This window comes from Gracilibacillus sp. D59 (assembly GCF_052246695.1).
Classification (GTDB): Bacteria; Bacillota; Bacilli; order Bacillales; family Amphibacillaceae; genus Gracilibacillus.
Window position 1 is genome coordinate 1 of record NZ_JBQQCK010000021.1, and the last position, 18,994, is coordinate 18,994.

The window sequence follows — 18,994 nt, forward strand, 5'->3', positions numbered from 1 at the left end:
GGAATCGAACATACTTTCCTTCGAAACACCTCTCACTGGAGGTGTATTTTCGCATGCCTTTTTTTAAATGAAAAATAATTTTTAAAAAATAACTCTTTATGGTTGACTTTCCATAGCTGGTCTTTCCGTGGGACGTGTCTTCAGCTAACTTTGGTAAGCGCTCATTGCTTACCAAAGTTAGCTTAGGCGAAAATCCCGTGGAAAGGGAAGTGGACAGCCGCAGCGATGGTTTCCTGTACAAGCTATTTCAAAATGGCTACTCTGCTTACAAATGCGTTGATACCGCGGATTATATACTCCCTCTATATACTAACGTATTCTTTCTTTACTTATAAAAAAAATACACGCGTTTCTAAGTTACATGAAACGCGTGTACCTCTTTATTATTATTGATTAATTTGGAAGATGTCTTTGTCTTCTTTGTTGATAGTTCCTGATGCATTTAGCTGAATAGCTTGGCCTTCTGCTAAATTAGTGAAGATAACTGGCGTTACTGTTGATGGCGCATTGTTGCTAATAAAGTCCAAGTCTACTTCCATCAAGGTTTGACCTTGTTTTACTTCATCGCCTTCTGATACTTTAGCTGTGAAGCCCTCACCTTTTAAGTTTACCGTGTCAATACCGATATGAATTAGAATTTCTGTACCATTGTCTGCCTCAATACCAATCGCATGTTTTGTTGGGAAGATATTAATGATTTTACCGTTAACCGGTGACACAATTTCGCCATCTGTCGGATTCACTGCAAAACCGTCTCCCATCATTTTTTGTGAGAATACTTGATCAGGTACCTCAGATAAAGGCATTACTTCCCCTTGCATTGGACTGACAAAATCAAGATCTGCAGTTGCAATGTCTCCAGACGGTGCAGTCTCTTGTTCAGGTTCTGCCTTCTTTGTAGGAGTTTTTCCATCCATAATATCTTGCATTTGACCTCTGATCGTATCTGAAACCGGACCGTAAATAGCTTGGATGTTGTTTCCTACTTCCATTACTCCAGAAGCACCCAATTGTTTTAGGCGATCTTTATTCACTTTATTTTTATCATCTACACTAACTCGCAGACGCGTAATACAAGCATCTAAGTTAGTAATGTTTTCTTTACCACCCATAGCTTCTAGGATTTCAAATGGACGATCGTCAACTTCTCCATCTTCCTCAGCATCTTGTGCCTCATCCTCACGACCTGGAGTTGCTAAGTTGAACTTCTGAATCGCGAATCGGAAACCGAAGTAATAGATTACTGAGAAAATTAAACCAACGATGATTACCCACCACCAGTCGGTACGGTTAGGCATCACACCGAATAGGATAAAGTCAATTAACCCACCAGAGAACGTCATACCGATCTTAACGTCTAATAAGTACATTGTCATAAATGATAAACCTGCAAAAATCGTATGGATCGCAAACAATAATGGTGCCACAAATAAGAAAGAGAATTCAAGTGGCTCTGTAATACCTGTTAAGAAGGAGGTTAATGCTGCGGAAAACATAATACCTCCAACAACTTTCTTTCTCTCAGGCTTTGCTGTATGATAAATCGCTAATGCTGCTGCTGGGAGACCGAACATCATGAAAGGGAATTTACCTGTCATAAAGTTACCAGCTGTAAAGTCCACACCATCTTTAAGCTGTTCGAAGAAGATTGTTTGATCTCCTCGTATAACTTCACCTGCTGCATTTGTATAAGAACCAAATTCAAACCAGAACGGTGAATAGAAAATGTGATGTAAACCAAATGGGATTAAAGCACGTTCAACCACACCAAACACAAAAGTTGAAAGAGTTCTGTTTGTTTCTAACATAAAGTGAGAAACAGCATTTAATCCTTCTTGAGCGAATGGCCATACTAAATACATTACAACACCTAAAATTAATGATGTAAACGCAGTAATAATTGGCACAAAGCGTTTCCCCGCGAAGAAACCTAAAAATTGTGGTAGTTCAATATCAAAGAACCTATTATACATATAGGCGGCGAGTATACCGACAATAATACCCCCGAATACCCCGGTCCCTAAGGTTGGAATACCAAGGACACTTTCATATGCTGCCTCTTCCGTCATTCCAACTGTAATATCACCAAACACACTCATCGTTACATTCATGATTAAATAACCAATGATAGCGGCTAAACCTGCAACACCATCACCTTTTGCTAAACCGATTGCAACACCGACTGCAAAGAGTAATGGCAGGTTATCGAAGACTATTCCACCTGCTTCAGACATTACCTCTAAAATCTTTTGTACAGTAGGGTTTCCAAACCAAGGAAAACGTTCTACCCATTGTTCCTGAGCAAAGCTTGTACCAAAGGCCATTAAAATACCAGCAGCAGGTAATAATGCTACCGGTAGCATTAATGCTTTACCTACCTTTTGCAAGGTACCAAATAAATTGGACATGATCAATCTCCTCCTTTTGTTGTTTTTGTACATGCAACAGCATCTTAAATGCCATATACGTAAGCAAATAAAAAAGGCATGAGTAAAAGGTTTTGGGAATTAGGAAAATGATAGAAGCATACACTTCACCCCTATCTTTTCCTAAAACAACCTTTTTACTCATGCCTGATCGTATCAGTAACACGTTTATGATTGCGTTAGTCGTTGTAAATGAATCGTTAAATATAATACCTCAGATTCATCTACATGTATATGTAATTGTTGTTGCATTACTTTGATCAATTTCCAAGCAAGATTATAGCATACTGGATAAGTCGTTTTCAAGACTTTTGCTAAATTTGTTTGCTCTCCGACTTGTTCGCCCTGGTAAACCCTTTCGATTGCACGGTGGAGGTGCTGAATCAGACGGTTATAGTTAATATTATTTCGTTCCAGTTTAATATTTAAATTTTCCTCAATAATTGAAACTAGTTTCGAAATAAGTTGATGATGGCGGTTCATATCATGAATAGTTTTATTGGTTACGGCACTATGAATATGCAATGCAATAAAGCCAATTTCTCCTTCAGGAAAAGTAACGCCTACTCGTTTTTCCATTATCGAAACAACTTCCTGAGCAACTTGAAACTCTTTCGCATATAAAGACTCGATTTCAAAAAGAAAAGGATTAGAAAATTGTACATTTTGGTGGGCGCGACTTATCGCGAATGATAAGTGATCCGTTAAAGCAACATGAATATGTTCATGAAGTGTTTCACCCATTCTTTTTTCTATTAATAGCATAATCTCATGTAACACTTCCATTACATGTGGATCAATATGTGATACTAACTGTTTATATTGCGCCTGCTCTTGTTCGTCTTTTAACAAAAATGTTTTTTCGGCTTGTTCTTGTGGAACAATATCTCCCTTTTTCTTGCCAAAACCAATGCCTTTACCAATTAAGATAACTTCTTTATATAATGGATTGGTCGCGATAATCACATTATTATTTAGCGCTTTCTTGACTGTCATTTGCTCGTCCAAACTCTCCACCTCCTTATCCACCATAACACATTACACTATTCTACTAAAAACCGCCACAGATATCACCTGTAATGTGTTAAAGGATTAGGTCCAATGTCCCATTCATTATTCCAAGTGAAGTACTTACAGGACATCGGACAACAAAGACCTCAACCTGACCTGACTACCTAATTCAAATTAGATACAAACCGCGAACCAGTGAAAATACTATTTGTGTTGCATTCTTCCATTCTGATTGATGATGAGTGCTGGTAATCGCTCCGGCAGAATACTCCGCTTTCCGTGGGCTCGACTTCAGCTAACTTGGTAAAGGAACTCGCTTTACCAAGTGGATCTTCAGCTCTCGCTGTCCCACAGGAGTCTCCGTATTCTGCCTACGCTAATAAGATTGTTTTATCTTTTGGAAGCGGAAATCCATAGAATAATAATTCCCATGGATTCATTCTTTCAATAATCAGAACACTACGCAAAGCGTAGGCAAGATACTTAGACTCCTAACGACGCAGCACGTGTCCGAAGACCCCGTGATGCACCTGACGTCTTCTAGTCACGCTTCCTCGGTGCAAGGAAGCAAAGATGTTTATTCAAGTAGTTCTCTGGCTGAGCCCGTGCCAGTGGAAGTATCTTGCCTAGCGTTTCCTAGCCCTCACCGTTAATCAGAATGGAAGAAAGCAAATCCACGATAAAGTTAATTCGTAGTTGATGTATTTTGTGCACCATTTTAACTTCTAACAAAAAATAGTATAGAAGCAAAATGCTTCTATACTATCAGTTGCTTTTTTATTCCATTTGTTTTGCGAGGAAGGTAGCCGCGGTTTGGGCTGCCTTTTTCTCTGCATCGCCAAAATCTTTATTTTCCCTTGTAAAAAACACCATACAACCAATCGGGTCTCCCCCTGCAATAATTGGTTGAAGTAAATATGCCTCTAATTCTTCATCTTTATTTTCGATAATCTCTAAAGTGTTAGTAGTCGTTTCGATAACAGACTCACGACTGTCCATTAATTGATCAATCTTTTTAGATATGTGTTTACCTAAGTAGTCTTTTTTCGATTCACCTGCAACGGCGATAATTTCATCTCTATCACTAATAAGTATCGATAAATCTAAAGAATCAAATAATGCCTCCGCATACTCTGTTGCGAAATCACCTAATTCACTAATGGGCGAATACTTTTTTAGAATCACTTCACCATCACGATCCACAAAAATTTCGAGTGGATCACCTTCACGAATCCGTAGCGTGCGGCGAATTTCTTTTGGGATAACAACTCTTCCTAAATCATCAATACGACGTACTATTCCTGTAGCCTTCATATTAATCATTTACCTCACTTTCTATAATTAAGCAGTACATATAATTATTTCTTTAGCTGAAATAATTATGTTGTAAGGTTAGTATGATTATTTCAATTGGAAACTATACCTTTTTTCGGAGAAATTTTCATTAATTTAGGCTACAGGTGTTTGTTTCATTTCATTCAAGGTCTGAATAAACTCCTCTAAAATGTCATATCGTTTGACATATTGATCCTTCTCAAAGCGGAACTCAACTTTTAACTTACGTTCCTCGGTACCTAACTGAATTAACCTTCCATATTGATTAGCAAACTCAAATAATTTCGCACCATCAAGCTCCTGACTTCTTTCTTCATCCACTATTACTTCTATTTTTTGTTTACGTTCTGTGATTGCTTCGATTCTTTCTTTTTTGGACATCATTTTCAGCGTTGATACATGGAAAAGATTTTCGACTTCCTCAGGATAATCTCCAAAACGATCAATTATCTCATCGCGTAAATCATGGATATCTTCTTGCGAATAAATAGCTTGGAATCGTTTATACATATCAATTTTTTGTTTTTCATCCGGTATATAATCATCTGGAATATAAGCATCAATTTTCAAGTCTAATTCCACTTCAAATGGTTGTACTTCTTCCACAGCTTTACCTTGTTTTTTCGCTTCAACAGCTTCGTTTAACATTTGCGAATACATATCGAAACCAACAGAGTCGATAAATCCGTGCTGTTGAGCACCTAAAATATTCCCGGCACCTCGGATCGATAAATCTCGCATCGCAATCTTAAAACCGGAACCTAATTCTGTAAACTCTTTGATTGCTTGCAATCTTTTCTCCGAAACCTCGGTCAAAATTTTATCTTGCTGATAGGTGAAATAAGAGTAAGCAACACGATTAGAACGTCCTACCCGTCCACGTAATTGATATAGTTGACTTAAGCCCATTCGATCGGCGTCATAAACAATTAATGTATTTACATTAGGGATGTCTACACCCGTTTCAATGATCGTCGTGCTTACTAATACATCTGCTTCCCCTTCTAAAAAAGAAAACATGACATTCTCCAATTCAGATTCATTCATCTGTCCATGAGCAACTGTAACACGGGCTTCTTCCACCAGTGCTTGAATATCTTGAGCTATTTTATCGATAGAGTCGACACGATTATATAAGAAGAATACCTGGCCGCCTCGAGATAACTCACGTTCAATCGCTTCCCTTACTAAAGGTGCATTATATTCCATAACATATGTCTGAATTGGGAAACGGTTTTCGGGTGGTGTTTCAATGACCGATAAATCACGCACACCTAACATCGACATGTGCAATGTTCTTGGTATTGGTGTAGCAGTTAAGGTTAAAACATCTACATTTGTTTTTAACTGTTTTATCTTCTCTTTATGCTTTACGCCAAAGCGTTGCTCCTCGTCGACAATTAGTAATCCCAAATCTTTATAGATAACATCCTTTGATAGTAACCGATGTGTTCCAATTACTATATCTACTACACCATTCTTTAAACCTTTTAATGTTTCAGTTTGCTGTTTTCTAGTTCGAAAGCGGCTTAATAAACCAATATTAATCGGATAATCCTGGAACCTCTCCATTACCGTTTCATAATGCTGCTGAGCTAAGATAGTTGTAGGTACTAGTATGGCAACTTGTTTTCCATCCGCTATTGCTTTAAATGCCGCACGAATTGCTACTTCTGTTTTACCATAACCTACATCACCGCAAAGAAGGCGATCCATTGGTCGTTCTTTCTCCATATCTTGTTTAATTTCCTCGATACAGCGTAATTGATCCTCTGTTTCCTGATATGGAAAGGATGCTTCAAAATCACGTTGCATTTCGGTATCTGAAGAAAAGGCGTAACCTTTAGCTGCCTCTCTTTCTGCATATAATTTCATTAAATCATCTGCAATATCTTCCACTCTGGATTGTACTTTGCTTTTGACCTTTTTCCAGTCATTGCCGCCTAATCTGTATAATTTAGGCTCCTTACCCTCTGAACCAACATACTTCTGTACTAAATCAATCTGATCTATCGGAACGAAAAGCTTATCATCCCCAGAATATTGAACGAGCATAAAATCTTTGTGTAAGCCATTCACTTCTAAAGTTTCAATACCAATATATCGACCGATACCATGATTAGCGTGTACGACATAGTCACCGACCTGTAATTCTTGATAACTCTTAATGCGTTCAGCATTCGAAATTTTTCGTTTACGTTTTTTTCTTGTTGTTTTTTGTTTAAACAATTCATTTTCCGTAATAATGGCAATTTTATGCATTGGTAATTCAAAACCACCGCTAATATTACCAATAGTGATCACAGGTTGCTGAACCGGCAAATCTGGTAATGTCTCACTTATCGATGCACTCATTTGATAATCTTCCAGTACCGATTGTATTTTTTCCATCCTACTTTGATTTGGTGCGAGAATAATGACAGAGAAATCGCCTTTTTGCCAACGGTCCATCTCATTTTGCAATAAATTCATTTGTCCGTGGAACTGTTGCATTGCCCGACAAGAGAGATTCACTAGGTTAGCCGGGTTTGTATTTGGAATATGACGTAAAAAAACGGAAAGATATAATCGTTGCTGCTTCATATTATTCCAAACTTCAAGCCAATCAAATGACAACCTAGAATCCCTGACAGCTTTTCCGCGTTGTAAATTATCTTTTAACCATTCCTGTTCTTCGTTATCTAAATGGGTAGCTGTTTCCTGAATTCTACTCATTTCATCTAAAATTATAAGTGCGTCTTTTGGTAAATAATCTAGTAAACTATAGTTCTCCTCGTAGAAAAAGGAGACATATTTTCTCATTTCCTGAAAACGCTGACAATGATGTAGACGGTCTATGTCTGCATTAATCGTCTCTGTAAGTACTTGTTGATCTGATTTATTCTTAATCTTTTTAATGGTTTTACTTAATGATTGTTCTAATTTCTGAGCTGCAGCAACCAAATCACTATCTTTTAAAAGTAATTCTGTGGTTGGAACAACGGTAATCTGTTTCTGCTTTTCCAATGATCGTTGTGATTCAGCATCATAATAACGAATCGAGTCAATTTCATCATCAAATAATTCAATTCGGAGTGGCTGTTCTTCGGTTATCGGATAAATATCCAAAATACCGCCACGGAGACTAAACTCACCAGGGCTCGACGCCATATCTTGCCTGTTATAGCCCATCTCCACTAAATACTCTAATGTTTGGTCGATGTTTATAACTTGCTCTAGTTCAAAATGAAGTTGATACGTTTGCCAATACTCCTTTGGTGGCAACATACGTTTTAATGCTGCTACCGGAGCAATTAAAATGGAATTGTCCTTATTAAGCCAATTGGTCAGTGCAGTAATTCGCTGGCTTAATAACTCTGGACTAGCAACCGCTAATTCTGAAGCAAGCAATTCATTAACAGGATATAAATAGACATTCTGCTGATCTGAAAACTCTAACATATCTTCATATAATTGTTGCGCCTGATTCAATTGATGAGTTACTATTAATGTTTTCCTATGAGTAGCTTCTTGAATCATGGCCGTAAACATACTTCTTGAAGATCCAGATAATCCTGAAACCAATTGTTCTTTTAAACCCGATTCAATACCGTTAATAATCGAATAGACATCATCTCGGCTTTGTAAGTATTGTTTTATTTCATACATAATGCTCCCCCTAAATACCTTAAAACTAATATATGCTCATTTCTTCGATAATTGCTAAACCATACAAAAATGCTTTGGTTAACTTACCAAAGCTTATCTTTGTAAATAAAATGATTATAAAGTAAGACTTCCATCAGTAGCGGTTTTGCCATCTATAGGCCCGGCGAAACTTTAGCTCACCTTACTCCCACTTAGCGGGGTCTTACGATTAATATCGCGATAAAAGTTTATTGAATAAAATAATCTAACTCATGGTACTGTGGATTCTGATCTAATAATTGTTGGCAATCTTCACAGATAGATTGAAGTGTAACGGTCTGATTTTGTTGGTAATTCATCAGCTTGTGCTTTTCTTCCGTTGATAATACATTCCATCCTATCTTTTCTAAATCCAACATTTGAGGTCTCAGTCTTCCGATCTCCGTACCACAATGTTTACAAGTATATAACAAAGTCATCATTCGCGCCTCCCTTATAAGAAAGCTATAGTTTGATTAGTTGTATTGTAACCGATTAAGATCAAAACTATACGCGAAGATAACTTATTTATTATGTCTGCAAGTATAATCAGAGTTGTCTAGTTCACAGCAGCGAACGACTTCTTTTTTTGTTAATTATACTTATTCATTACTTTTGGAAATGGTTCCTTTAGCCATGCTTCCAAAGCGTCAGCAGCATGATCAATAGACTGTTTTAATGTATCATGATCTGTTTCATCGAATTTCCCAAGAACATAATCAATCACAGACATCGGCGTATTAGGTCTACCGATACCAAAACGCAATCGGTTAAATTGCTTTGTTCCTAATTGATCAATACAAGAGCGGACACCATTGTGTCCTCCATGTCCACCAGTTTGTCGTAATTTGATTTTACCCAACGGTAAATCTAAATCATCATAGACTACCGTTACTTCATCTGACTGAAGATTGTAAAAATCCATTAATGGACGAAGTGATTCACCAGATAAGTTCATATAGGTTTGTGGTTGAAGTAAAATTATTTTTTCTCCCTCAAAGGTCTCCATTGTAAAGTGCCCTTTAAACTTACTTTTATTTAACTTCCACCCGTGACGTGCCAGTAGTTCATCAATAACCATAAAACCGACATTATGTCTTGTTTGTTGATATTTAATTCCGGGATTTCCTAAACCTACTATACATTTCATGGCATATAGACTTCCTTTAACTAATTTTTTCTTCTTTATAGTTTAACATAAGAAAAGCACCAGTGCCCATTTAAAAACGTATGACTTTTGACTAAGATAACTTTCACCGTAAAGGAGAAAACACCTAGAAAGGGGTAATTTTAACTGGGCAAAACTCGCCCAGCCTTATAACCATATGCTTGCCCTTCAGCTAACGAGCAAAAACCTCAAAAAAGTTGATCTTCAGGGCAAACGAGTCCCACAGGAGTTGAAGTGGGCCCTTCGCTTAAAACATGCGCTTCAACATTTGTCAGACCTAGCAACCTAGGTTATTATCCCTGTTTAAGGGAAGTAGACTGCCGAAGCGACTTCCTTACACACGATGGACATTCATAATAAACAACTTGACTAGTCAACTATCTATTTATTTATGACACATTTCAAACGTGAATAGGCGACCAAAATGCTGTGATACCAACGTTTACGTGCTTTCTACCTTACGGTGAAAAGACGCAACTTTGAATAGTTGCGTCTTAATTAACCTTAAAAAATTTTACAAAAGTGATATTTAGTTTCGACCGGCACTTACTATTTTCTCTTATTCTTCGTTTTCTCCATTGTTTCCATTAATAACTTCTGGTTCTGCAGATTCATCCTCGACCGCAGAATCTTCTGCTGGTTCTTCATCAGGTACTAAGATAGAAACGATAGTTGCTGTTTCATCTTCTAAAATTTCATAGTTTCTGCTTTCTTTGAGATCAGAAACTAAAATACTGTCTCCTACTGCTAAGTCAGAAACATCAATGGAGATTTGTTCTGGAATATCTTTAGGTTTAGCTCTAATTGACAATTCATATAATGGTTGTTGCAGAACGCCGCCTTCTTTCGTACCTACTGCTTCACCGTCTAACGAAATTGGTACCTGAACATCTATTTCTTCTTTCATATTTACAGCATAAAAATCAGCATGTACTAATTCATCTTTCAATGGATCGATTTGATATTCATGTAACATAACATCAACCGTTTCACCATCTACTTGTAGTGAGATAATCGCATTTTTACCTTCGTCTCTTACAGTTTTTAATAAATCCAAACTATTTACTGAGACTGTTTTCGGTTCTACTTGATATCCATAAATAATGCCGGGTACCTCACCCGCTAATCGAATTGCTTTTGTATTGGAAGTTTTTAAGTCTTCTCTTTTTTTTGCTTCTAAAGTTACTGCCAAATTAATCACCCTCCATTTAAAATAACTGCTATTAGTATATTTCCCTCGAGTGTAATAGGCTAAACCTCTTTTTTTCAGAAAACTTAATCAAATAGAATACTTACAGATTGACGTTCGTGCACACGAATAATTGCTTCACTAATTAAAGGGGCAACTGATAATTGAGTAACCTTATCAATTTGTTTATCTTCTTTTAGCGGAATACTATTCGTAACGACTAATTCTTTTATCTGGGAGTTTTCTATCCTTTCAATCGCAGGTCCAGATAATACTGGGTGAGTACAACATGCATAGACATCAGTGGCACCATTTTCAATTAAAGCATTAGCACCTAATGTTATCGTTCCTGCTGTATCAATAATGTCATCAATAAGAATTGCTGTTCTTCCTTCTATATTACCTACAATATTCATCACTTCTGCGACATTTGGGCGTGGTCTACGTTTGTCTATGATCGCAATTGGTGCTTTCAATCTATCTGCCAATTGGCGTGCTCGTGTTACCCCTCCGTGGTCAGGCGACACTACTACTATATCCTCTAGGCCTTTTTTACTCCAATAACTGGATAAAATAGGAACACCTACTAATTGATCAACTGGAATATCAAAGAAACCTTGAATTTGCGGAGCATGTAAATCCAATGTAATTACTCTAGTAGCACCAGCTGTTTGCAGTAAGTCTGCAATTAATTTTGCTGTAATTGGTTCACGTGCACGTGCTTTACGATCTTGTCTAGCATATCCATAGTATGGCATAACAATATTTATCGACTTTGCTGATGCTCTTTTTAAGGCATCAATCATAATCAATAGTTCCATAATATGTTGATTGCCTGGTTCACAAGTAGATTGCACAACATATACATCACAACCACGAATACTTTCCTCAATATTTATTTGGATCTCACCATCGCTAAATTTCGTTACCGAGCTTTTTCCTAACTCCACCCCAATATTGGCCGCAATTTCCTCTGCTAGGCTTGGATTCGAGTTTAATGTAAATACTTTTAAGGATGAATCCTTATAGGACATTTCTATACCTCCATGTGATCTTATAATTATTTATATTTTTTTGCGTATTCCTCTTTGTTGACTTGTTTTGCTCGGCCAATCGATAATGCATCACCTGGTACATCTTGATGAATGGTCGAACCTGCAGCAACTAGTGCTCCCTTACCGATGGTAACAGGTGCGATTAAATTAGCATTACATCCGATAAAAGCATCATCTTCTATCGTTGTTTTAAACTTATTCTTACCATCATAATTAACTGTAATCGCTCCACAACCAATATTTACGCCACTTCCGATTTCTGCATCACCAATGTAGCTGAGGTGTGGAACTTTACTTTTATTATCTATCTTTGACTTTTTAATTTCAACAAAATTACCTACTTTCACATCGTCTCCAATCGATGCGTCCGGACGAATATGCGCAAAAGGTCCAACTTGTACACGCTTGCCGATATAACTTGACGTTGCAACACTATGGCGTAATACCGTATTTTCGCCGATATGGCAATCATTTACTTCTGAGTTGGGACCAATTACTGCCTCATCTTCTATTGTCGTGCTACCTTTTAATACACAACCAGGCTCAATCACCACATCTGTGCCAATTTTCACATCTGTGCCTATGTAAGTATTATCAGGATCTATAATGGTTACACCATTTCTCATATGTTGCTCATTAATACGCTTTTTCATAAGTACTTCTGCTTGAGATAATGCTACTCGATCATTAACACCAATTGTCTCCTCAAAATTATCCGTCTGGAAAGCAGCGACTTTTTGGCCTTCTTCTTGTGCGATTTGGATTACATCTGGTAGATAGTACTCTCCTTGTGCATTCTCATTAGATACCTTCTTCAGCGCTTCAAATAATAGTTCATTATCAAAGCAATAGGTACCCGTATTTATTTCTTGTAATGCTTTTTCTTCTTCTGTTGCATCCTTTTGTTCTACAATTTTGCTGACTTGATTATTCGCATTTCTTACAATTCTCCCGTATCCCGCCGGGTCTTTTGCATGTGCTGTTAAAATAGTTACCGCTGCACTTTCCTTTTCGTGATGATCTAATACAGCTTGCAATGTGTCTTTCGTTAATAACGGTGTATCACCACAAACAACAATTGTTGTACCTTTTTTATTTGCTAAATACTTTTCTGCTTGTTGTACAGCATGCCCTGTCCCTAACTGTTCTTCTTGAATTACAAATTCGCAAGTATTACCTAATTGTTCTTGTACTTTTTCAGCTCCAAAACCAACAACGGTCGTTATATTAGCAAGGTTTAAACCTTTCAATTGATCGACCACATGTTGTACCATTGGCTTTCCTAAAACAGGGTGAAGAACTTTATATAGTTTAGATTTCATTCTTGTTCCTTTTCCTGCAGCTAAAACAATTGCATATCGATTTGACAAGATAGTCCCTCCGTTCTCGTTCATTTCTTATATTTATATAAAAGGATGTGGTTCTCATTTTGTACATTAATATCCCAATTATGAATATATACGAAAACAAGCGTATTTTCAATAAAGATGGCATAATTTAAATAACCAGTAATACGGCTGTAACTTTTCAATATTGCTTGCTTATTGGTACTAAGCAATTTAGTGTTCAAAAATACAGAATATTTTTGAACTAAAATGATTAGCTTTAATTACTTAAAGATAAAAACTGCGAAGTTACGAATACCACTCTTGATATTACTTCCTTCCATACTGATTAGTGATGAGTGCTTGAATACGCTCCGGCATAATACTCCGCTTTCCGTAGGCACGGCTTCAGCTAACTTGGTAAAGAAAACCACTTTACCAAGTGGATCTTCAGCTCGCGCTGTTCCCACTGGAGTCTACGTATTATGCCTGCGCTAGTAGTGATTCTTTGGAATAGAACTAATTGATTATATTCTATGGATTTCCTCTTACTTATCCAGGAAACTACTCTAAGCTGCGGAAAATTGCGAAACTCCTGTGGGAAAGGAACAGTCTGAAGACCCCGTGTGATGCACCTGCGTCTTCTAGTAACCCTTCGTAGTAGGATTTCTCGGTGCAAGGGAGCTAGGAAGTTTATTCAAGAAGTTCCCTGGCTGAAGCGTTCTCCACGGAAAGGGAGTGTTTTTCCGCAGCGTTGGACTTGCACTCATCTTCAAAAGGATGGGAGGAAGGAACATAAAAGTTGCTGCGTGGTTTATGTATTTGGTGCAAAGATTATATACTTTTCGTCCACATAAATAAAAAGCCCAATCAAAAGATTTGATTAGACTTTTTTGCTCATATTAGGAAGCTCCCGCTTCTTCATATTCAACTTCAGTTTCTCCAGCACGATGATACTCTTCTAAAACAGCATCTTGAATTTTTGCTCTTGTACCAGAGTTAATTGGGTGCGCAATATCCCTAAATTCACCATCCGGTGTACGTTTAGAAGGCATTGCTACAAACATCCCATTGTTTCCATCAATCACTCGGATATCATGTACCACAAATTCATGATCTAATGTAATGGATGCGATAGCTCGCATTCTTCCATCGGTATTCACGCGGCGTAATCTTACGTCAGTTACTTCCACTATGTTTCACCACCTTTTCCCTTTTTAAGAACTTATTATCTTAATTCAACAAAATTTTTAAAATTCCTGCTTAATTTTTAAAAAACTTTTATCTTTTTAAGAAAATTTTCTTATAATAAGTGGTGAGTGACATAATTTGATATATTTAGACCTTTTTACATGTCCCTTTATTACTATTGGAAATAATTACCCTTTATTACCTCTATCTCTTTATTATTAGAATCTACATTTTTAATTTGCAATAAAGAAGTGTATTCATCTACTACTCGATCTTCTTCTTCATCCTCTGCTTCTGCTAGTACACCAATTGCCTTTACGTTGGCATCAAATTCCTGAAGTAAGCTTCTCATCCCGTTTATGGTACCGCCTGCTTTCATAAAATCGTCAATGATACAAACATTTTCACCTGGTTTTAAACTGCGCTTAGATAACACCATAGTCTGAATTTTTTTAGAAGATCCTGATACATAATTAATACTTACCGTTGACCCTTCCGTTACTTTAGGGTCACGACGGACGATTACCACAGGTACATTTAAAAACGAAGCTACAGCATAGGCTAAAGGAATGCCTTTCGTTGCTACCGTTACAATGGAATCAATATTTAATCCTGCAAAACGAGAAGCAAAAAGTCTTCCGATATCTCTAACAGTACTTGGCGCACCTAAAATATCACTCATAAATAAATAGCCTCCTGGCAAAATCCTATTCGGATCTTCCAGTTCCTTACATAACTTATCTATGATGAATTCACTTCTGTCTACTGAAACATCTGGTACATATTTTACTCCACCAGCAGCACCTGAAACCGATTCTAAATAGCCAATTCCATCTTCTTTAAACATGCGATTGATTATGGACAAGTCTTCACTAATCGAGGACTTTGCAGCTCCATATGTATCAGAGAAAAAAGGAAGAGAGATTAATTCCATTGGATGTTCTACTAAATAATTTGTCATCGTAACAAGACGATCACTTCTTTTCATTACTACACCCCAAAATCCGAATATTTTGAGGTAAATATAACATTTTATACGTGTTTAATCAAGTCTTTGCTGACTTCCTAATAGACGAACCACGTATACTTCTTCACAAAACCCTCTTAAGCTGTTATAAATGCGATCTGCTCTACTTTCTTGTTGTACGAGTCCAAATACTGTAGGACCGCTCCCACTCATCAATACAGCATCTGCACCGGATCGTTTCATCTGATGTTTAATTTGTTCCACTTCTGGGTTTTTAGGTAATGTTACTGTTTCAAGTACATTTTTAAGTCTACTGCAAACACCTTGATAATCAGATTGTTTAATCGCACGAATCATTCCTTCTGTATCAGGATGGTCTAAATCTTGCAACTGCAAAGATTGATACACTGATTGTGTAGAGACACCTTGAACAGGCTTAGCCAATATCACCCAGCAGTGAGGAGGTGCAGGCAATTCTGTAATATCTTCCCCTCTCCCCTTAGCTAAAGCCGTGGAATTATATACACAAAACGAAACATCTGAGCCGACCTCAGAGCCTAAAACTGCTAACTGATCTAGTGTTAAATTCAGCCCCCATAAACGATTTAATCCTCTTAATGTAGCAGCGGCATCACTGCTCCCTCCAGCTAGTCCTGCAGCCACTGGAATTTGTTTATCTATTTTTATACGTACTCCTTGTTTCACCTTATAACGTTCTTTTAGCAATTTTGCAGCTCGATATGCTAAATTTCGTTCATCGTTTGGAACAAAACGATTTTCAGATGACACCTTTATTTTATCTTTTTCCAGCAAAAAGAATTCAATACGATCCGCTAAATCGACCGTAGTCATTACCATTTCAACTTGATGAAATTGATCAGGCCGTTTATAGAGTACATCTAATGTTAAATTTATTTTAGCTGGGGCTTTTTCTATAATATACAAGTCGCTCACCTACTGACAATTTTGTATTCAGAATTCACTTTATCACGGTGCTATTCGTCAGTAAAACCCCCATTTCAAGGTTCGAGTAAATCAAAGAAATAAAGTGGGGGGATAACGACGCTAACACCTTGATAAGTTTCACTAACCATCAGTGGGGTCAATATTCTATCCCCTACCGAAGTCTTACTTTATGTAAAGATACCATAAAAGCAAATAAAAGCGCAAAAAGGACAAAGTCTTAGACTTTGTCCTTATTTAAATTCTCTTCTGCCATTTGTACTGCTCTTTTCACCATATTACCTGCATCTCGTGCGGTAATTCCACCCCAACCATCTTTTTGCACAGTGTCGTAAAAACCTAATTCTTTAGCAAGCTCTTCTTTAAAACGATGAGACATTAATCCACGTCTTCGGCTCATTGAAGATACTCCCTTTCTGTCGTGTTTTACGACAGTCCTATTTTATGTTTTTTTACACGTTTGATACGAGGCAATAAAAGGGATAAAGAAATATTATTGGCATCAAAAATTCCATTCGCATTTAAAATGATTTTTGCTAAAGTATATATTATCCAAAGTTAGCTCAAAGCCTGAACCGCCAGAAAAGGAGTTATTTTCAGCAGCGTCGGACATACATTCATCCAAATTCAGAACGGAAGAAAGTGAATCCATTTAAGAGTTATTTCGCAGTTTACTTTCTTGTCCTATTAAAAAAAGCAGCAAACATGGTTTACTGCTCTCCTGCTACTGCTTCTAATTCTTCCGTAAAGTTCAATTCAACTGTTTCAGTAAGAATATCTGCATAACTGTAAGATACACGCTCAAATGCATTCTCATCTTGATCAAGTTCAACGATAAAAACGGAAGGATATGTTTCTGCTAAAGTTCCATAACGCTCAATGGTTTTTTTTCTTCCACCATTTGCTTTAATTCGTAGACGTTTGCCGACATTTCCATCTAAACCTTGTTTGATTTCAACCAATGTTTTAGCCAATACACTCCACCTCACTAAATATAATTATACTACATTCTTGTCCAACCGTCAACCAAAAATATTCTATTATAACAATATTAATTGAAAGCTGTCAATAAAAAAATTTGGAAGTTATGACTATAGGTTGCCTATTTTTAAGAAAATTATGTATAAAAAAAGAAAACTCCCTAATTTTTCAGGAATTTTCTTTCACTTTCTGCTTAAAATAATTTGCTAAAGCAGCAAATTCTTTAATGTCTAACGATTCTCCTCGTCTAGTCCCATCGATTCCAACATGTTCAAATCCTTGTTCTATTTCAGGCTTTGAAAGTTTGTCTTTAAAATGTCGTGATAAATTGTTTCGCAAAGTTTTCCGTCGTTGTTGGAAGCTCGCTTGTACCAATTGGAAAAAGAATTCTTCATCCTCAACGGTAACTGGTGGTGTCTCACGTTTTTCTAAATGTAAAACAGCTGAGTCTACACGCGGTTGTGGCATAAAAACTGTTTTCGGTACAATCATTTTTACGCTTGCTTCTGTATAATACTGTATTGCTATCGATAAGGATCCATATTCTTTTGTATTCTCAACAGCTGCCATCCTTTCAGCAACTTCCTTTTGAATCATTACGGTAATACTGGAAATAGGTAAGTTAGCCATCAATAATTGCATTAAGATAGGTGTTGTAATGTAATAAGGGAGATTTGCCACTACTTTTACAGGTTTTTCATCTTGAAAATAATCGCCCCACACCTTTTCAAAATCTGCTTTTAAAATATCCTGATTGATAACATCGACATTATCATACGTTTGTAATGTATCTTCTAAAATTGGTAATAACCGCCCGTCTATTTCAAATGCGACTACTTTGTTGGCAGCAATGGCTAATTGTTCTGTGAGGGCACCAATACCAGGACCAATCTCAATTGTATTAATATCTTTCGTAATACCTGCATTATGAATAATATTCTTCAAAATATTTACATCAATAAGAAAGTTCTGACCCAAACTTTTTTTAAATGAGAAACCATATTTTTCAAGAATACCCTTAGTTCGTTTTGGTGTGGCTATTGCTTTCTGCTCACTCATGCACGTTCCTCCTGAATTATTTGTTCCATTTCTTGTTCGAATTCATCCTTAGCAATTTGAAACATTTGTAACCTTTTTAATAACTGTTTGCCATTAATATGGCCAATTCTTAATCGCTGCCCTAGTTTCTTTCTTCTTTCTTTTGATCCAGACCCACCAATTAAACCAAAACGAATTAAATCTGATTTTGCAATTTCTGTTTCACCGTTTTCTGTTAACTCGTAGACTTGACAGAGTGCCTCACGTAGGACATCTGGAGAGGCATGTTCTATTCCTAGACTTTTATGCTGTTTTCTTTCTGAAACGGCTTCTTCTTTTGTTAAAAAGGCATGCTTACACCCAGGAACATGCTGATCTATGATTTGTCTGATCCGCTGTCCTGGATAATCAGGATCGGTGAATACGATAACACCTCGTTTATTTTTAGCATGTGCAATTTGTTCTAATATATCTTTATTAATCGCTGAACCATTTGTTTCTATTGTGTCGACATTTAATACCTGTTTTAATTTTGCGGTATCGTCTTTTCCTTCTACTACAATGATTTCCTTCACCTTCAAAAAGGCTCCTCCATTCTTGCTTGATATAGCTTTGTTTATGTTAAGAAAATATATAACAAAATGTCTACGGCAAGTGCACCGAACTTTTCTTATTTTAA

At 36.9% G+C, this 18,994-nt stretch carries 16 protein-coding genes; all 16 read right to left on the reverse strand.

Features of this window, described 5'->3' with window-relative positions; translation table 11 throughout:
• Positions 1-386: 386 nt before the first annotated feature.
• Positions 387-2,408, reverse strand: a complete 2,022-nt coding sequence (gene ptsG / locus ACTWP4_RS21770) for a glucose-specific PTS transporter subunit IIBC (RefSeq protein ID WP_443130890.1) — start codon at positions 2,406-2,408, stop codon at positions 387-389.
• A 186-nt stretch (positions 2,409-2,594) separates the two neighbouring features.
• Positions 2,595-3,434 (reverse strand): glucose PTS transporter transcription antiterminator GlcT, encoded by an 840-nt coding sequence (gene glcT, locus ACTWP4_RS21775; protein ID WP_443130891.1) that lies wholly within the window; start codon positions 3,432-3,434, stop codon positions 2,595-2,597.
• Between the two features lie 780 nt (positions 3,435-4,214).
• On the reverse strand, positions 4,215-4,751 hold the full coding sequence (gene spoVT / locus ACTWP4_RS21780) for a stage V sporulation protein T (protein ID WP_443130920.1): 537 nt from the start codon (positions 4,749-4,751) through the stop codon (positions 4,215-4,217).
• A 135-nt stretch (positions 4,752-4,886) separates the two neighbouring features.
• Positions 4,887-8,420: a transcription-repair coupling factor gene (gene mfd / locus ACTWP4_RS21785; protein ID WP_443130892.1), complete on the reverse strand. Its 3,534-nt coding sequence runs from the start codon at positions 8,418-8,420 to the stop codon at positions 4,887-4,889.
• 227 nt (positions 8,421-8,647) lie between these two features.
• The gene (locus ACTWP4_RS21790; protein WP_443130893.1) at positions 8,648-8,881 is read right to left on the reverse strand and encodes an anti-sigma-F factor Fin; all 234 of its coding nucleotides are present in this window, start codon (positions 8,879-8,881) and stop codon (positions 8,648-8,650) included.
• Between the two features lie 149 nt (positions 8,882-9,030).
• Positions 9,031-9,588, reverse strand: coding sequence for an aminoacyl-tRNA hydrolase (gene pth / locus ACTWP4_RS21795; RefSeq protein WP_443130894.1), 558 nt, complete (start codon positions 9,586-9,588; stop codon positions 9,031-9,033).
• 577 nt (positions 9,589-10,165) lie between these two features.
• A complete protein-coding gene (locus tag ACTWP4_RS21800) occupies positions 10,166-10,798 on the reverse strand; it encodes a 50S ribosomal protein L25/general stress protein Ctc (protein ID WP_443130895.1) in 633 nt (210 codons plus the stop codon).
• An 83-nt stretch (positions 10,799-10,881) separates the two neighbouring features.
• Positions 10,882-11,829 (reverse strand): ribose-phosphate diphosphokinase, encoded by a 948-nt coding sequence (locus ACTWP4_RS21805; RefSeq protein ID WP_443130896.1) that lies wholly within the window; start codon positions 11,827-11,829, stop codon positions 10,882-10,884.
• Between the two features lie 26 nt (positions 11,830-11,855).
• Positions 11,856-13,220 carry a bifunctional UDP-N-acetylglucosamine diphosphorylase/glucosamine-1-phosphate N-acetyltransferase GlmU gene (glmU, locus tag ACTWP4_RS21810; RefSeq protein ID WP_443130897.1) on the reverse strand — a complete coding sequence of 455 codons (1,365 nt, stop codon included), beginning with the start codon at positions 13,218-13,220 and terminating at the stop codon, positions 11,856-11,858.
• Between the two features lie 857 nt (positions 13,221-14,077).
• Positions 14,078-14,368, reverse strand: coding sequence for a septation regulator SpoVG (gene spoVG / locus ACTWP4_RS21815; RefSeq protein WP_443130898.1), 291 nt, complete (start codon positions 14,366-14,368; stop codon positions 14,078-14,080).
• Between the two features lie 173 nt (positions 14,369-14,541).
• On the reverse strand, positions 14,542-15,354 hold the full coding sequence (gene purR, locus ACTWP4_RS21820; protein WP_443130899.1) for a pur operon repressor: 813 nt from the start codon (positions 15,352-15,354) through the stop codon (positions 14,542-14,544).
• 54 nt (positions 15,355-15,408) lie between these two features.
• Complete coding sequence (ispE, locus tag ACTWP4_RS21825) at positions 15,409-16,278, reverse strand: 4-(cytidine 5'-diphospho)-2-C-methyl-D-erythritol kinase (protein ID WP_443130900.1); 870 nt, start codon at positions 16,276-16,278, stop codon at positions 15,409-15,411.
• A gap of 238 nt (positions 16,279-16,516) precedes the next feature.
• Complete coding sequence (locus ACTWP4_RS21830) at positions 16,517-16,696, reverse strand: small, acid-soluble spore protein, alpha/beta type (protein ID WP_443130901.1); 180 nt, start codon at positions 16,694-16,696, stop codon at positions 16,517-16,519.
• 310 nt (positions 16,697-17,006) lie between these two features.
• A complete protein-coding gene (veg, locus tag ACTWP4_RS21835; RefSeq protein WP_443130902.1) occupies positions 17,007-17,270 on the reverse strand; it encodes a biofilm formation stimulator Veg in 264 nt (87 codons plus the stop codon).
• A 175-nt stretch (positions 17,271-17,445) separates the two neighbouring features.
• Positions 17,446-18,336 carry a 16S rRNA (adenine(1518)-N(6)/adenine(1519)-N(6))-dimethyltransferase RsmA gene (gene rsmA / locus ACTWP4_RS21840; RefSeq protein ID WP_443130903.1) on the reverse strand — a complete coding sequence of 297 codons (891 nt, stop codon included), beginning with the start codon at positions 18,334-18,336 and terminating at the stop codon, positions 17,446-17,448.
• Positions 18,333-18,896 (reverse strand): ribonuclease M5, encoded by a 564-nt coding sequence (gene rnmV / locus ACTWP4_RS21845; RefSeq protein ID WP_443130904.1) that lies wholly within the window; start codon positions 18,894-18,896, stop codon positions 18,333-18,335. Before rnmV ends, rsmA begins: the two co-directional genes overlap by 4 nt.
• Between the last annotated feature and the right edge of the window lie 98 nt (positions 18,897-18,994).

Bases quoted from the DNA above. Each gene is read 5' to 3' on its own strand.
- ACTWP4_RS21790 (WP_443130893.1), bottom strand. From the start codon at position 8,881: ATGATGACTTTGTTATATACTTGTAAACATTGTGGTACGGAGATCGGA.
- mfd (WP_443130892.1), bottom strand. From the start codon at position 8,420: ATGTATGAAATAAAACAATACTTACAAAGCCGAGATGATGTCTATTCG.
- ACTWP4_RS21830 (WP_443130901.1), bottom strand. From the start codon at position 16,696: ATGAGCCGAAGACGTGGATTAATGTCTCATCGTTTTAAAGAAGAGCTT.
- rsmA (WP_443130903.1), bottom strand. From the start codon at position 18,336: ATGAGTGAGCAGAAAGCAATAGCCACACCAAAACGAACTAAGGGTATT.
- spoVT (WP_443130920.1), bottom strand. From the start codon at position 4,751: ATGAAGGCTACAGGAATAGTACGTCGTATTGATGATTTAGGAAGAGTT.
- ptsG (WP_443130890.1), bottom strand. From the start codon at position 2,408: ATGTCCAATTTATTTGGTACCTTGCAAAAGGTAGGTAAAGCATTAATG.
- ACTWP4_RS21805 (WP_443130896.1), bottom strand. From the start codon at position 11,829: ATGTCCTATAAGGATTCATCCTTAAAAGTATTTACATTAAACTCGAAT.
- pth (WP_443130894.1), bottom strand. From the start codon at position 9,588: ATGAAATGTATAGTAGGTTTAGGAAATCCCGGAATTAAATATCAACAA.
- purR (WP_443130899.1), bottom strand. From the start codon at position 15,354: ATGAAAAGAAGTGATCGTCTTGTTACGATGACAAATTATTTAGTAGAA.